The organism is Geodermatophilus sp. URMC 62, assembly GCF_052931475.1.
This window is the reverse complement of the sequence record NZ_JBRFHY010000001.1, coordinates 3,709,823-3,723,940: the sequence shown is the minus strand read 5'-3', so window position 1 is coordinate 3,723,940 and position 14,118 is coordinate 3,709,823. Positions and strand designations below refer to the sequence as shown.

Genomic DNA, 14,118 nt, shown 5'->3' with positions numbered 1-14,118 from the left:
CTGTGGACCGGCCGGCCGCTGTGGACGGCGCGGGCCCGGACTGTCGGTCGCGAGCTCGCCGTCCTGCGCGACACCGACCAGCGCCGGGACGGTCAGCGGCCGGCCGTCGGGGCCGGTGACCGTGGTGGTGGTGGTGGTGGCGCCCGCCGATCCGCCGCCGAGGTCGGGCACGTCGAGTTCCGCGTGGTCGACGGTGGCCGTGCCGATCTGCGGAGAGGTCACCTGCACCGAGGTGCACCCGTCCCGGGGCGGCTCGAAGCCGGCCACGGCGGCGGCGGCCGGACCACCGGCGACCAGCGCCTGCAGGGTCGTCGTCCCGAGGACGGCGACCTGGGCGGCGACGTCCTCGTACTCGTCGAACGAGGGCTGGTCCCCGTCACCACGTCGGCGCACCCCGGCGGGGACACCTCCGGGCCCTCGGTCGAGCCGCCGACCAGTGCGGCCCCCTGCGCGAGCTGCGACTCGGTCACCGGGGTGACCTGCGCCCCGGCGCCGACGGCCGCGGCCGGCAGCGGACCCGGGGCGAGACCGGTGCCGTCCGCGGACGCCGGTCCCGCGCTCGGCGGCGAGGGGGCCCGCGACAGCGGCGAGGACGGGACGACGGCAATCGGTCACCGGGCGGACGCCGGTCACGGGACCGGAGGAACCGCAGGTCGGTCGCCCGGACGGGTCACACCTCGTACTGCACGGCGCTGCGGGTGGCCAGGTACGGGCGCACGTGCTCGGCGATGACCGCCAGGTGCGTGGGGTCGCTCGCGTAGCCCCGGAAGGTCTCGGCGTCGGGGAAGTCGGCGACGAGGATGGTGTGGGCGTTGCCCTCGACGAGGCCGGCGTCGGGCGCGACGGTGAAGGCCAGTGAGCCCGGCACCTGCTCGGGCAGCCGGCGCAGCGCCGCCAGGGTCTCGGCCCGGCGGGCCTCGTCGGCGCTGTCGGACCAGGTGAAGTGGACGACGTGTCGGATCACGCGGTCACCCTGTCAGGCGGGCCCGGGATGCGGACCGGATGGGGTCGGTAGGGTCCGGCCCATGGGACGACGGCTGCGCATCGCCCTGCTGTCGTACCGGAGCAAGCCGCACAGCGGTGGCCAGGGCGTCTACGTCCGGGCGCTCTCCCGCGAGCTGGCCGCGCTCGGCCACGCCGTCGAGGTGTTCAGCGGTCAGCCCTACCCCGAGCTCGACGACGGCGTCCCGCTGACCCGGCTGCCAAGCCTCGACCTCTACCGCGAGCCCGATCCGTTCCGCACGCCGCGGCCCTCGGAGTTCCGCGACGCCGTCGACGTCCTGGAGTGGGCGGCCATGTGCACCGCCGGCTTCCCCGAGCCGCTCACCTTCACCCTGCGCGCGGCCCGCGAGCTCCTGCCCCGCGCGTCGGAGTTCGACGTCGTCCACGACAACCAGAGCCTCGGCTACGGGCTGCTGCGGCTGGTCCGCGCCGGCGTCCCCACCGTCGCCACCGTGCACCACCCGGTCGCGATCGACCGGCGGCTGGAGCTGGCCGCCGCCCCCACGCTGCGCCGCCGCCTCACGCTCGCCCGCTGGTACGGCTTCACCGCCATGCAGGCCCGGGTCGCGCCGCGCCTGGACGCCGTCACCACCGTGTCGGAGAGCTCCCGGCGCGACATCGAGACCCACCTGCACGTGCCCGCGGCCGGCGTCGAGGTCGTCCCGGTCGGCATCGACCCCGCGGTCTTCGCCCCGCCGCCTGCCGGGCAGCGGCGCGACGGCGACTCGGTCGTGGTCACCACCAGCGCCGACGTCCCGCTCAAGGGCCTGGTGCACCTGCTCGAGGCGCTGGCCAAGCTGCGCACCGAGCGGCCGGTGCGGCTGACCGTCGTCGGCACGGCGCGCCCGGGCGGGCCGGCGGAGTCCGCGCTGGACCGGCTGGGGCTGCGCGACGCCGTCCGGTTCACCGGCCCGCTGCCCGAGGCCGACCTGGTCGCGCTCCTGCAGCGGGCCACGGTGGCCGCCATCCCCTCGCTGTACGAGGGCTTCTCGCTGCCGGCGGTGGAGGCGATGGCCTGCGGGACGCCGCTGGTCACCACCGACGCCGGCGCGCTGCCGGAGGTCGTGGGCACCCAGGCCGGGCTGCGGGTGCGCGCCGGCGACGTCGACGAGCTGACCGCGGCGCTGCGGCTGGTGCTGGAGAACCCGTCCCTGCAGGAGCAGCTGGGCCGCGCCGGGCGCCGCCGCGTCCTGGCCTCCTACACCTGGCGCTCGACCGCCGAGCGGACGGCCGACTGGTACGCGCAGGTCCTCCAACGGAAGGGACGCCCGTGCTGACGGTCGACTACGACCTGCTCGACGTGCGGCCCGGGATGACCGTGCTCGACCTCGGCTGCGGCGAGGGGCGGCACGCCTTCGAGGCCCACCGTCGCGGCGCGCACGTGGTCGCCGTCGACTGGGGCGTGTCCGAGGTGACGACGACGCGGCAGTGGCTCGGCGCGATCGCGGAGGCCGGGGAGGCCCCGGCGGGCGCCCGCTACGAGGTGGTGCGCGGTGACCTGCGGCACCTGCCCGTGCCCGACGCCAGCGTCGACCGGGTGATCGCCTCCGAGGTGCTCGAGCACATCCCCGACGACGCCCGCGCCATGGCCGAGATCGCCCGGGTGCTCAAGCCGGGCGGGCGCGTGGCGGTGACCGTGCCGCGCTTCGGCCCGGAGCGGGTCTGCTGGGCGCTGTCGGACGCCTACCACGCCAACGAGGGCGGCCACGTCCGCATCTACCGCGGCGACGTGCTGCGCGCGCGGCTGTCGGTGGCCGGGCTGGTGCCCGGCGCCCAGCACCACGCGCACGCCCTGCACGCGCCCTTCTGGTGGCTCCGGTGCGCCCTCGGGGTCGACCGCGACGCCGCCGTCGTCCGGGCCTACCACCGGCTGCTGGTCTGGGACCTGACCCGCCGGCCGTGGCTGACGCGGACCGCCGAGCGGCTGCTCGACCCGCTGATCGGCAAGAGCCTGGTCGTCTACGCGACCAGGCCCGCCCTCCCGCCGGCCCAGGGCGTCCTCCCGGAGCGGGAGAAGACCGCTGCCGCGCGCTGAGCTGCCGGAGCTGCCCGGCGTCCTGGACGGCGCCGCGGTGCGCCGCACCGTGGCCGCGATCGCCGCGGAGCAGGGCCGCGACGGGGCGCTGCCGTGGTTCCGCGGCGGGCAGCTGGACCCGTGGGACTCGGTCGAGGCGGCGATGGCCCTCGACGTCGGCGGCGAGCACGAGCGCGCGGGCGCCGCCTACCGCTGGCTGGCCGCCCGCCAGCGGCCCGACGGCTCCTGGGCCGCGGAGTACCGCGACGGCGCCGAGACGCAGCCGGCGGTCGAGAGCAACCACGCCGGCTACCTCGCCGTCGGCACCTGGCACTCCTGGCTGGCCAGCGGCGACGAGCGGCTGGTCACCGAGCTGTGGCCGGCCGTGCGCCGCGGCCTGGACCTGGTCGTGCGCATGCAGCTGGCCGGTGGGGCGGTCAGCTGGGCGATGCGGCCCGACGGCACCCCGGACGACACCGCGCTGCTGACCGGCAACGCCAGCCTGTTCCAGGCGCTGCGCTGCGGGATCGCCCTGGCCGGGCTGACCGGGGAGGCGCAGCCGGACTGGGAGCTGGCCGTCACCGACCTCGGGACGGCGCTGCGGGGCGACCCCGGGGCCTTCGCCGACCGGTCCCGGTACTCGATGGACTGGTACTACCCGGTGCTGGCCGGCGCGGTGACGGGTGCGGCCGCGCGGGTCCGGCTGACCGCCGACTGGGACCGGTTCGTCGTCCCGGGCCTGGGCGCCCGCTGCGTCGCCGACCGCCCGTGGGTGACCGGCGCGGAGACCTGCGAGCTGGCGCTGGCGCTCGTCGTCGCCGGGCAGCACGACGCCGCCCGCGAGCAGGTGGCGGCGATGCAGCACCTGCGCCACGACGACGGCTCCTACTGGACCGGCCTGGTCTACGCCGACGACGCCCGCTGGCCGGTGGAGCGCCCGACGTGGACGGCGGCCGCGGTGGTGCTGGCCGTCGACGCGCTCGCGCAGGCGACACCGGCCGCGGCGCTGTTCGCCGACCCCTCCGCGCTGCCGGCGCCGGGCCCGGTGGACACCCCGGGTTCGGCGGCGCCCCTTCCGGGAAGGGTCCAGCCGTGACCAGCACGTCCACCGGACCGGCCGCCACCCGGTCGCCCGTCCCGGACGGCGTGACCGTCGTCGTCATGAGCCGCGACCGGCGCGAGGACCTGCTGGCGACGCTCCCCCGGCACGAGGCCCCGGTGGTGCTGGTGGACAACGGCTCCACCGACGGCACCGTCGCCGCCGTCCGCGCGGCGCTGCCCGCGGTCACCGTGCTGGCGCTGGAGGCCAACGCCGGCGCCCGGGCCCGCACCATCGGCGCCGGGCACGCGGGCACCGAGTTCGTGGCCTTCGCCGACGACGACTCGTGGTGGGCGCCCGGCGACCTCGCCCGCGCCGCGGAGGTCATGCGCGCGCACCCGCGGCTGGCGGTGCTGCAGGCCCGCGTCCTGGTCGGGCCCGAGGAACGGCTCGACCCGCTGTGCGCGGAGCTGGCCACCAGCCCGCTCGGCACCCCGCCGGACCTGCCGGGGCCCGCCCTGCTCGGCTTCATCGGCTGCGGGGCGATGGTGCGCACCGACGCGTTCCTCGCCGCCGGCGGCTTCGACCCGGTGGTGCGCTTCCCCGGCGAGGAGGAGCGGCTCTCCCTCGACCTGGCCGCCGCGGGCTGGGGCCTGGCCTACGTCGACGCGGTGACCGTGCACCACCACCCCTCGACCCGCCGGCACGACCCGGCCGCGCGGCGCACCGCCATCTGGCGGTCGAAGGTGCTCACCGCCGTGATGCGCCTCCCGCTGGGCGACGTCGTCCGCACCGTCGTCGCCGGGCTGCGGGCCGGCGCGCCCGAGCGCCGCGGCCTGGGGCAGGCGCTGCCCGACCTGCCGGCCGCGCTGCGCCGCCGCCGCCGGCTGCCGGCGCACGTGCTGGCCGACCGACGGCTGCTCGCCGGATGACGGACCCCGACGCGCGGGTCGCCGTCGTCGTCATCACTCACCAGCGCCGGGACGAGGCGCTGCTCGCGCTGTCCCGGCTGGTCGAGCTGCCCGAGCGTCCGCACGTCGTGGTGGTGGACAACGGCTCCACCGACGGGACGGCGGCGGCGGTCGCCGAGCGGTTCCCGGACGTGGAGCTCGTCGCCAGCCCGGAGAACCTGGGCGCGGTCGGCCGCAACGTCGGCGTCGCCCGGCTCACCACGCCCTACGTCGCCTTCTGCGACGACGACACGTGGTGGGACCCGGGATCCCTGCGGCACGCCGCCGACGTCCTCGACGCGCACCCGCGGCTGGCCGTGGTCACCGCGCGCATCGTCGTCGAGCCCGGCGCGCGCGAGGACCCGATCGTGCCGGAGCTGCGCGACTCCCCCGTGCCCGGCGCCGACTGGCTGCCCGGCCCGGCGCTGGGGTCCTTCCTCGCCGGCGCCAGCGTCGTCCGGCGGGCGGCGTTCCTCGAGGTGGGCGGGTTCTGCGAGCGGCTGTGGCTGGGCGGCGAGGAGGAGCTCATGGCCGGCGACCTCGCCGCCGCCGGGTGGGAGCTGTGCTACCTGCCGTCGCTCACGGTGCACCACCAGGCGTCGACGGCCCGCGACTCCCACCGGCGCCGCCGCGACGGCATCCGCAACACCCTCTGGACGACGTGGCTGCGCCGTCCCCTGCGCCCGGCGCTGCGCCGCACGCTGCACCTGCTGCAGACGCTGCCGCGCGACCGGGTGACCGCGCAGGGGATCTGGGCGGCCGTCCGCGGGATCCCGTGGGTCGCGCGCGAGCGGCGGGTGCTCCCCGCCCACGCGGAGGCCCGCTTCGCCGCCCTCGACGCCGTCCAGCGCCGCTCGACGGCCCGCCGCTACGTCAGTTGAGGGACCTCACCCGGCCCCGCCCAGAGGCTCGCCCCGAGCTGCGAGGGGTGAGGAGGGCGGGGTCCACTCTCAGGTCGCGCAGGTGATGCAGGTGCCGGCGGTGGGCCGGGCGGCGAGCCGCTCGGGGGCGATCGGCCGGCCGCAGGACCCGCAGCGCCCGTAGGTGCCGGCCTCGACGGCGGTGACCGCGGCGTCGACGTCGGCCAGCCGGCGGCGCGCCCGCTCCAGCAGCGCCGCCACCTGCTGGCGCTCGAAGGCGATCGTCGCGCCCTCCGGGTCGTGCTCGTCGTCGCCGTTCGACGCCTGTGACGCGGCGACGATGGCGTCGAACTCCCGCGTCAGCGCCTCGACCTGGGCCTGGGCGGCCGCCCGCTCGGCCCCCAGCGCGTCAGCGCTCACGGCGGAGCAGCCGCAGGGAGCCGGTGCCGGGCAGCTCGGTGAAGTCCCCCGACGCCAGCACCCGGGTGTAGACGCCGAAGGGGGCCTGGCCGCCGTCGGCGGGGTCGGGGAAGACGTCGTGGATGGCCAGCGTGCCGCCGACGGCCAGCTTGGCCACCCAGGCGTCCTGGTCGCGGCGCGCGGACTCCTCGGTGTGGCTGCCGTCGAGGAACAGCAGCGCCAGCGGCGTCGACCACAGCGGCGCGAGCACCTCCGACCGCGCCACCACCGCGACGACGACGTCCTCGGCACCGGCGTCGGCGACGGTGCGGCGGAACCGCGGCAGCGTGTCGATGCGGCCGACGGCGGGATCGACCAGCGAGGGGTCGTGGTACTCCCAGCCGGGCTGGTGCTCCTCGGAGCCGCGGTGGTGGTCGACGGTGACCACCTGCCGGCCGGTCTCCCGCGCCGCGGCGGCCAGGTACAGCGCCGACTTCCCCATCCAGGACCCGATCTCCAGCAGCGGGCCGGGCACCGCCACGGTGCGCGCGGCCTCGTAGAGCGCGCGGCCCTCCGCGGCCGGCATGAAGCCGGGCGCGGCCTCGGCTGCCGTGAGCAGCTCCGCCACACCGGCCGGGCCGGTCCCGCGCAGCCCGACTGGCCCGGGTTCCTCCACCGCAGCGGCCTCCGTCCCTCGTCCGGGGTCGCGGCCGCCGCCCGCCGGCGCCGCGGGCACCCGAGCCTCGCGCCGGCCAGCCTACGGAGGTGCGGGGAGACCGCCGCGACGACGGCCGGTCAGCGGGCGAACCTGGCCCGCAGCGCCGAGATGCGCCGCTCCGGAGCCGCGCCGGCCGCCGTCCCGGCCGCGGTGGCGAAGAACGCACCGGCCGCCGTCGTCACCGGGACCGCCAGCACGAGGGCGATCGCGCCGGCCAGCGTCCGGACCACCTCCTCGGCCACCACCGTGCTGGTCAGGGTGACCCCGGCCGGCCGGGAGTAGAGCTCGAAGAGCAGCAGCAGCGGCAGCGCGGCCCCGGCATAGGCGAACACGATCGTGTAGACCGTCGAGGCGATGTGGTCGCGGCCCACCGCCATGCCGCGGCGGTAGAGCTCCCCCCAGCCCATCGCCGGGTCCACCTCGTGCAGCTGCCACATCGCCGAGGCCTGGGTGATCGTGACGTCGTTGAGCACGCCCAGCCCGGCGACGACGCAGCCGGCGATGACCAGGCCGGAGAAGTCCAGCGTGGGGTCGTAGGTCGCCAGCTGGGTGGTCTCCTCGCCGGTCAGCCCGGTCAGCCGGGCCACCCCGACCGAGACCGAGCCGAGCACGGTGACCAGCGCCAGCCCGAACAGGGTGCCGATGAGCGCGGTCGTCGTCCGGGCCGAGAAGCCGTGCGCCAGGTACAGGACGACGAACATGATCGCCGCCGAGCCGACCAGGCTGACCAGCGTCGGCGAGGCACCGGTCAGCAGCGCGGGCATGACGAACTGCAGGAGGACGACGAAGGAGAAGGCCAGCCCGACCAGCGCGGCCAGCCCCCGCAGCCGGGCGACGGCCACGGTGACCAGGGCGAAGGCGACGGCGAGCACCACCATCGGCGTCGTCCGCGCGAAGTCGAAGAACTGGTAGCTCACCCCGCCGTCGGCGCCGGCGTCGCGGGTGAGCACGAGGGTGTCGCCCTCGGCCACCCCGTTGGCGACGACGTCGGCCTGCAGGTCGACCTGCTGGTAGTCACCGGCACCCTCCCCCTCGAGCACCTCGACGACGGCGGTGGCGCAGGTGGCCTGCCCGGCGCCGGTGTCCCCGCAGGGCAGGGTCTGCAGCGAGACGACCCGGGCGTCGGGGTAGGTCTGGCCCGGGGGCAGGTAGGTCTCGGCGACCTGCTGCGCCTGCGTGCGCTCGTCGCCGGGCCAGAGCACGACCAGCCCGACCACCGTGGCCAGCCCGGCCGGGACGAGGAGCAGGAGCATCAGCCAGACGGCGCGACGGCGGCGGGTCAGGACCTCCGGGTCCGCCGGTGGGGCGTCGGTCCCGGAGCCGTGCGAGTGGGTGTGCGAGTGGGTGTGCGAGGGGGTGGCGGGCACCCGGTCAGGCTAGGAGCAGCACCCCGCCCGCTCCCGACGACACCACGGTCAGGCGCTGCGCCCGTCGGGACCGTCGGGCCGGCGCGACGGCGCCCCGGACGGCGGCGCACCACCGGCGTCGGCCGGGCCGGCGGCGGGGTCGACCACCTCGAAGCGCCGCCACAGGCCGGTCAGCTGCAGCGGCCGGGCGACGGTGGCCGGCGGCTCGACGAGCGCGACGGTGACCGCCCGCGGCTGGGTCATCCGCTGCAGCTGGATGAGCACGGCCATCCCGGCCGAGTTCATGAACGACACCCCGCTCAGCTGCAGCTCCAGCCGGCGCAGCGTGGGCACCGACAGCAGCTGGTCGGTGACGACCCGGACCAGCGGCCGGCGGGCGGCCTCGGTCAGCTCTCCGGTGACGGTGACGCAGCTGACGTCACCGTCGAGCGTCGCGGTCACCTGCGGGCCGTCCCCGGGGTGGCCGGCCCGGTCCTGGTCCTGGTCCCGGTCGTGGTCCCGGTCGTGGTCGTGGTCCTGCTCGTGGTCCCGGTCGTGCGCGGGGGCCTGGTCCTGAGCCGGTCCGCCGGGAGGTGCCTCCTCGTCCATGCCGGGGGACTTCCCGCCCGCGCGGCCGTCCATACCTGTGTGGGAACAAAGTTCCTGGGTGGATGTTTACACCGGTGCGCGACCGAGGTAATCTCCAGTTGCCACTAGAGGTCTTACCTCGGGCAGCGAACACCCACCGGATCCACCAGGAGGTGCACCAGTCATGATGCTGACCGCCTACGACCCGTTCGCCGCCACGTCCGCCGCGTTCCGCGCGCTGGACCAGCTCGCCGGCCGTCCCGGCACCGCCCGCGCCCTGTCGGGCATGCCGATGGACGCCTACCGGGTCGGCGACAAGTTCGTCGCCCACTTCGACCTGCCGGGTGTCGACCCGGGCTCGATCGACCTGTCGGTGGAGGGCACGACCCTCACCGTCAGCGCCGAGCGCTCGGTGCCGCAGCTGGAGAACGCCGAGTGGGCCGTCGCCGAGCGCCCGTACGGCGCCTACACCCGACAGCTGGTGCTGGGCCGCAGCCTCGACACCGACCGGCTCGAGGCCAGCTACCACGACGGCGTGCTCACCGTGAGCATCCCGGTGGCGGAGAAGGCCCGCGCCCGCAAGATCACCGTGACCCGCGCCGACGTACCGACCGCGGTGGAGGGCCGGACCATCGAGCACGAGTCCGGTGAGCAGCGGGCCGTCGAGAAGTGACGGCAGCACGCTGATCGCACGATCGGCGACCCCACGCGGGGCCGGGCCAGCCGTGGCCCGGCCCCGCGGTGTCTCCCGCACCCGGACCCGGCCGGGCACCCGACACCGGCACCGGGAGACCGGCCGACCGAGGAGGACCCGTGGCTCCCGATCCGAACAGCCGCACCGGGGACGCCGTCGACCCCGCGGGCGACCCGGCCTCCGACGTCGTCCGCCGGCTCGACGACCCGGACTTCCCGGCGCTCACCATGAGCCAGGCGGCCACGCTGCTCGGCGTCCAGGCCGCCTTCCTGCGCAGCCTCGACGGCTCGGGCGTGCTGCAGCCGCACCGCTCCCCCGGCGGCCACCGCCGCTACTCCCGCCACCAGCTGCAGCTCGCCGCGCGCCTGCGCGGCCTGCTCGACGAAGGGCACACGCTCGCCTCGGCCGAGGTGATCCTCGGGCTGCAGGACGAGCTCGCCGACGCCCGCGCCACGAGTGACCGGCTGCGCGACACGGTCGACCGGCTGCGGGCCGGCGGCGACGACGCCCCGTCCCGGAGCGACGAGGGCGACGGCTGGCGCGTGGCGCCATAAACCCTAGGGGGGTATGGTTCCTCCTGTGACCGACCAGGAGACCGCCCCCGGCCACGTCCACGGGTACATCAGCCGCAAGGACGACTACCTCAAGCGGCTGCGGCGCATCGAGGGCCAGGCCCGCGGGCTGCAGCGCATGGTCGAGGACGAGAAGTACTGCATCGACATCCTCACCCAGGTCTCGGCGATGACCTCCGCCCTGCAGTCGGTCGCCCTCGGCCTGCTCGAGGAGCACCTGAGCCACTGCGTCGCGCAGGCCGCGGCCGTTGGTGGCCCCGAGGCCGACGAGAAGGTCCGCGAGGCCTCCGCCGCCATCGCCCGGCTCGTCCGTTCCTGACCCACCCGCTCCCCTCTGGAGGGACCTCCGTGAGCACCGCCAGCTACACCGTCGTCGGCATGACCTGCGGCCACTGCGTCTCCGCGGTGACCGAGGAGGTCAGCGGCCTGCCCGGCGTCACCGACGTCGCGGTGGACCTGGCCAGCGGCGGCCTGACCGTCACCAGCGAGGCCCCGGTCGACGACGACGCCGTGCGCGCCGCCGTCGAGGAGGCCGGCTACGAGGTGGCCGCCCGCTGAGGCGGGCGGTCGCGAGGGAGTCGCCGTGCGCACCGCGACCCGGGTCGCCGCCACCGTCGCGGCCGCGGCCGCCGTCCTCGGTGCCGGCTGGGGCGTGGGCGCGCTGGCCGGCCCCGTGGGCGAGCCGCCGTCCGCCCACGTGGAGGAGGTGACGGGGCACGCCGAGGACGCCGGGCACGCCGCCGCGACGGCTCCCGACACCGATCTCCCCGGCGGCCTCGCCGTCTCCCACGACGGCCACACGCTCGACCTGAGCAGCACGGCCCTGCCCGCGGGCGACGCCGTTCCGCTGTCGTTCCGGCTGCTCGGCCCCGACGGCGAGCCGGTGACCGCCTACGAGACGGTGCACGAGCAGGACCTGCACCTGGTCGCCGTCCGCCGCGACCTCACCGGCTACCAGCACGTGCACCCCGTCCTGGCGCCCGACGGCACCTGGACGACGACGCTGGCGCTCACCCCCGGCTCCTGGCGGGTGGTCGCCGACGCCGCCCCGTCCGCGCTCGGCCGTGGCGTCGTGCTCGGCGCCGACCTGGCCGTCGGCGGGGCGTCCGAGCCGGTGCCGCTCCCGCCGCCGGCACCGACCGCGGAGGTGGACGGCTACACCGTGACGCTCGAGGGCGGGCTGGTGGCCGGCCGGGAGTCGGAGGTCGTGCTCACCGTGACCCGCGACGGCGTCCCGGTGACCGACCTGCAGCCGTACCTCGGCGCCCGCGGCCACCTGGTGGCGCTGCGCGCCGGCGACCTGGGCTACCTGCACGTCCACCCCACCGGCGGCTCCGGCGGGGAGATCCGCTTCGCCGTCGAGGTGCCCGCGGCCGGCGACCACCGGCTGTTCCTCGACTTCCGCCACGGCGACGTCGTGCACACCGCCGCCTTCACCCTGACCGCCCGGAGGACCTCGTGAGCACGCAGCTCGAGCTGTCGATCGGCGGCATGACCTGCGCCTCCTGCGCGGCCCGCATCGAGAAGAAGCTCAACCGGCTCGACGGCGTCACCGCCACGGTCAACTACGCGACCGAGAAGGCCCGCGTCAGCTTCGGCGACGGCGTCGCGCTCGAGGACCTCGTCGCCACGGTGCAGAAGGCCGGCTACACCGCGTCGCTGCCCGTTCGGCCCCGTCCAGAGGCCCGCCCCGAGCCTGAGAGGGGTGAGGGGGACGGGGTCCTCCGACTCCTCGTCTCGGCGGTGCTCAGCGTGCCGGTCGTCGTCCTCGGCATGGTCCCTGCGCTGCAGTTCACGTACTGGCAGTGGCTCTCGCTCACCCTCGCCGCGCCGGTCGTGGTGTGGGGCGGCTGGCCGTTCCACCGGGCCGCGTGGACCAACCTCCGGCACGGCGCGGCGACCATGGACACCCTGGTGTCGCTGGGCACCGGGGCGGCGTTCCTGTGGTCGCTGTACGCGCTGTTCCTCGGCACCGCCGGCGAGCCGGGGATGACGCACGCGTTCAGCCTCGCCGTCACCCGCACCGACGGGTCCGGCGACGTCTACCTGGAGGCCGCCGCCGGCGTGACCACCTTCCTGCTCGCCGGGCGCTACGCCGAGGCGCGCGCCAAGCGGCGGGCCGGGTCGGCGCTGCGGGCCCTGCTGGAGCTGGGCGCCCGCGAGGTGTCGGTGCTGCGCGGCGGCGCCGAGACCCGGGTGCCGGTGGAGCAGCTGGCGGTGGGCGACCTGTTCGTCGCCCACCCCGGCGAGCGGGTGGCCACCGACGGCGAGGTGGTCGAGGGCTCCTCGGCGGTGGACGCCTCGATGCTCACCGGCGAGTCGGTGCCGGTGGAGGTGGGCCCGGGCGACGTCGTCGTCGGGGCCACGGTCAACGCCGGCGGGCGGCTGGTGGTGCGCGCGACCCGGGTCGGCGCGGACACCCAGCTCGCGCAGATGGCCCGGCTGGTCGAGGAGGCGCAGAACGGTAAGGCGCAGGTGCAGCGGCTGGCCGACCGCGTCTCCGGCGTCTTCGTGCCGGTCGTGCTCGCGCTCGCCCTGGCCACCCTCGGCTTCTGGCTGGGCACCGGCGCCGGGCCGGCCGGGGCGTTCCCGGCGGCGGTGGCCGTGCTGATCATCGCCTGCCCCTGCGCGCTCGGGCTGGCCACGCCGACCGCGCTCATGGTCGGCACCGGGCGGGGCGCGCAGCTGGGCATCCTGGTCCGCGGGCCCGAGGTGCTGGAGGCGACGCGGCGGGTGGACACCGTGGTGCTGGACAAGACCGGCACCGTCACCACCGGCGCGATGAGCCTGGTCGACGTCGCCGCCGCCCCCGGCGAGGACCCGGCCGAGGTGCTGCGGCGCGCCGGCGCGCTGGAGGACGCCTCGGAGCACCCGATCGCCGCCGCGGTCGCCCGGGCGGCCCGCGAGCGCGGACCGCTGCCCGCCGTCACGGGGTTCCGCGCGGAGGCCGGGCTCGGCGTGCGCGGCACCGTGGCCGGGACCGAGGTCGTCGTCGGGCGGCCCGCCCTGCACGGGGAGCTGCCCGCGGAGCTGGCCGCCGCCGTCGCCGACGCCGCCGCGGAGGGGCGGACGGCGGTGGCCGTCGGCTGGGACGGCGCGGCGCGCGGTGTGCTGGTCGTGGCCGACACGGTCAAGCCGACGTCGGCCGAGGCGGTGCGCCGGTTCCGCGACCTGGGCCTGCGGCCGGTGCTGCTGACCGGCGACTCGGCGGCCGCCGCCCGCGCGGTCGCCGCCGAGGTCGGCATCGACGAGGTGGTGGCCGAGGTGCTGCCGGCCGGCAAGGTCGACGTCGTCCGCCGGCTGCAGGCGGAGGGGCGCACCGTGGCGATGGTCGGCGACGGCGTCAACGACGCGGCCGCCCTCGCCCAGGCCGACCTGGGGCTGGCCATGGGCACCGGCACCGACGTCGCCATCCAGGCCAGCGACCTGACGCTCGTGCGCGGCGACCTGCGCGTCGCCGCCGACGCCGTCCGGCTGGCCCGGCGCACGCTGGCGGTGATCAAGGGCAACCTGTTCTGGGCGTTCGCCTACAACGTCGCGGCGATCCCGGTGGCGATGGCCGGACTGCTCAACCCGATGATCGCCGGCGCGGCGATGGCGCTGAGCTCGGTCCTCGTCGTCACCAACAGCCTGCGGCTGCGCCGGTTCGCACCCCTGCCGGACGGCGCCGCGGCCGAGGCCGCCCTGCCCGCGGGCCGCGCCCGGGAGCCCGCCGGCCGCTGACGACCGGGCCGGAGCCGCCCCGGTCGGGGGTGGCGGCCGGACGGAAACCCCGTTGCCCCGGCGACGTCCCCGCGCACACTGGGGGGCATGGCAGCGCGCAGGGTCCGCACCACCGCGCCGGGACCTCTCGGCGCCGTGAGCCCGCGAGCGCGCTGACCAGCGCCGCACCGCTCGACCACCCATCCGGCCCCGGGAGTTCCCGGGGCCGGACGA

The 14,118-nt window shown here is 76.8% G+C and carries 16 protein-coding genes; 11 read left to right on the top strand and 5 right to left on the bottom strand.

All coding sequences use genetic code 11. The features are described from left to right. Nucleotides 1–670 precede the first annotated feature (670 nt). The gene (locus tag ACU616_RS18125) at nt 671–964 is read right to left on the bottom strand and encodes a Dabb family protein (RefSeq protein ID WP_446759820.1); all 294 of its coding nucleotides are present in this window, start codon (nt 962–964) and stop codon (nt 671–673) included. Between the two features lie 61 nt (nt 965–1,025). Between ACU616_RS18125 and ACU616_RS18120 the strand changes: the two genes are divergently transcribed. From ACU616_RS18120 to ACU616_RS18100, 5 genes are read left to right on the top strand one after another with little or no spacing between them, the layout of a single operon-like run. Beyond that, nucleotides 1,026–2,279, top strand: a complete 1,254-nt coding sequence (locus tag ACU616_RS18120) for a glycosyltransferase family 4 protein (RefSeq protein WP_446759819.1) — start codon at nt 1,026–1,028, stop codon at nt 2,277–2,279. After that, the gene (locus ACU616_RS18115) at nt 2,273–3,037 is read left to right on the top strand and encodes a class I SAM-dependent methyltransferase (protein ID WP_446759818.1); all 765 of its coding nucleotides are present in this window, start codon (nt 2,273–2,275) and stop codon (nt 3,035–3,037) included. The genes ACU616_RS18120 and ACU616_RS18115 overlap by 7 nt, the downstream gene beginning before the upstream one ends. Nucleotides 3,038–3,074: 37 nt before the next feature. Then, entirely contained in the window at nt 3,075–4,112 is a 1,038-nt protein-coding gene (locus ACU616_RS18110; protein WP_446759817.1) for a prenyltransferase, read from the top strand. Continuing rightward, nucleotides 4,109–4,987, top strand: coding sequence for a glycosyltransferase family 2 protein (locus ACU616_RS18105; RefSeq protein WP_446759816.1), 879 nt, complete (start codon nt 4,109–4,111; stop codon nt 4,985–4,987). Before ACU616_RS18110 ends, ACU616_RS18105 begins: the two co-directional genes overlap by 4 nt. Next, nucleotides 4,984–5,886, top strand: a complete 903-nt coding sequence (locus tag ACU616_RS18100; protein WP_446759815.1) for a glycosyltransferase family 2 protein — start codon at nt 4,984–4,986, stop codon at nt 5,884–5,886. Before ACU616_RS18105 ends, ACU616_RS18100 begins: the two co-directional genes overlap by 4 nt. A 69-nt stretch (nt 5,887–5,955) precedes the next feature. On the opposite strand, the gene ACU616_RS18095 is transcribed toward ACU616_RS18100, so the two are convergent. From ACU616_RS18095 to ACU616_RS18080, 4 genes are all read right to left on the bottom strand, one after another. Further along, complete coding sequence (locus tag ACU616_RS18095) at nt 5,956–6,285, bottom strand: TraR/DksA family transcriptional regulator (protein ID WP_446759814.1); 330 nt, start codon at nt 6,283–6,285, stop codon at nt 5,956–5,958. Beyond that, nucleotides 6,275–6,940 carry a class I SAM-dependent methyltransferase gene (locus ACU616_RS18090; protein ID WP_446759813.1) on the bottom strand — a complete coding sequence of 222 codons (666 nt, stop codon included), beginning with the start codon at nt 6,938–6,940 and terminating at the stop codon, nt 6,275–6,277. The genes ACU616_RS18095 and ACU616_RS18090 overlap by 11 nt, the downstream gene beginning before the upstream one ends. 119 nt (nt 6,941–7,059) lie before the next feature. Further along, on the bottom strand, nt 7,060–8,349 hold the full coding sequence (locus ACU616_RS18085; protein WP_446759812.1) for a YibE/F family protein: 1,290 nt from the start codon (nt 8,347–8,349) through the stop codon (nt 7,060–7,062). A 48-nt stretch (nt 8,350–8,397) separates the two neighbouring features. Continuing rightward, entirely contained in the window at nt 8,398–8,970 is a 573-nt protein-coding gene (locus tag ACU616_RS18080) for an STAS domain-containing protein (protein ID WP_446759811.1), read from the bottom strand. A 130-nt stretch (nt 8,971–9,100) separates the two neighbouring features. On the opposite strand from ACU616_RS18080, the gene ACU616_RS18075 reads away from it, so the two are divergent. From ACU616_RS18075 to ACU616_RS18050, 6 genes are all read left to right on the top strand, one after another. Next, a complete protein-coding gene (locus tag ACU616_RS18075) occupies nt 9,101–9,589 on the top strand; it encodes an Hsp20/alpha crystallin family protein (protein ID WP_446759810.1) in 489 nt (162 codons plus the stop codon). Between the two features lie 140 nt (nt 9,590–9,729). Next, a complete protein-coding gene (locus ACU616_RS18070) occupies nt 9,730–10,164 on the top strand; it encodes a helix-turn-helix domain-containing protein (protein ID WP_446759809.1) in 435 nt (144 codons plus the stop codon). A 25-nt stretch (nt 10,165–10,189) separates the two neighbouring features. Continuing rightward, nucleotides 10,190–10,501: a metal-sensitive transcriptional regulator gene (locus tag ACU616_RS18065; RefSeq protein WP_446759808.1), complete on the top strand. Its 312-nt coding sequence runs from the start codon at nt 10,190–10,192 to the stop codon at nt 10,499–10,501. Between the two features lie 29 nt (nt 10,502–10,530). Next, on the top strand, nt 10,531–10,740 hold the full coding sequence (locus ACU616_RS18060; protein WP_446759807.1) for a heavy-metal-associated domain-containing protein: 210 nt from the start codon (nt 10,531–10,533) through the stop codon (nt 10,738–10,740). Nucleotides 10,741–10,765: 25 nt separating this feature from the next. Next, nucleotides 10,766–11,644, top strand: a complete 879-nt coding sequence (locus ACU616_RS18055; RefSeq protein ID WP_446759806.1) for a hypothetical protein — start codon at nt 10,766–10,768, stop codon at nt 11,642–11,644. 29 nt (nt 11,645–11,673) lie between these two features. Then, nucleotides 11,674–13,905, top strand: a complete 2,232-nt coding sequence (locus tag ACU616_RS18050; RefSeq protein ID WP_446761496.1) for a heavy metal translocating P-type ATPase — start codon at nt 11,674–11,676, stop codon at nt 13,903–13,905. Nucleotides 13,906–14,118: the final 213 nt, after the last annotated feature.

Bases quoted from the DNA above. Each gene is read 5' to 3' on its own strand.
- ACU616_RS18120 (WP_446759819.1), top strand. From the start codon at position 1,026: ATGGGACGACGGCTGCGCATCGCCCTGCTGTCGTACCGGAGCAAGCCG.
- ACU616_RS18100 (WP_446759815.1), top strand. From the start codon at position 4,984: ATGACGGACCCCGACGCGCGGGTCGCCGTCGTCGTCATCACTCACCAG.
- ACU616_RS18080 (WP_446759811.1), bottom strand. From the start codon at position 8,970: ATGGACGGCCGCGCGGGCGGGAAGTCCCCCGGCATGGACGAGGAGGCA.
- ACU616_RS18075 (WP_446759810.1), top strand. From the start codon at position 9,101: ATGATGCTGACCGCCTACGACCCGTTCGCCGCCACGTCCGCCGCGTTC.
- ACU616_RS18050 (WP_446761496.1), top strand. From the start codon at position 11,674: ATGACCTGCGCCTCCTGCGCGGCCCGCATCGAGAAGAAGCTCAACCGG.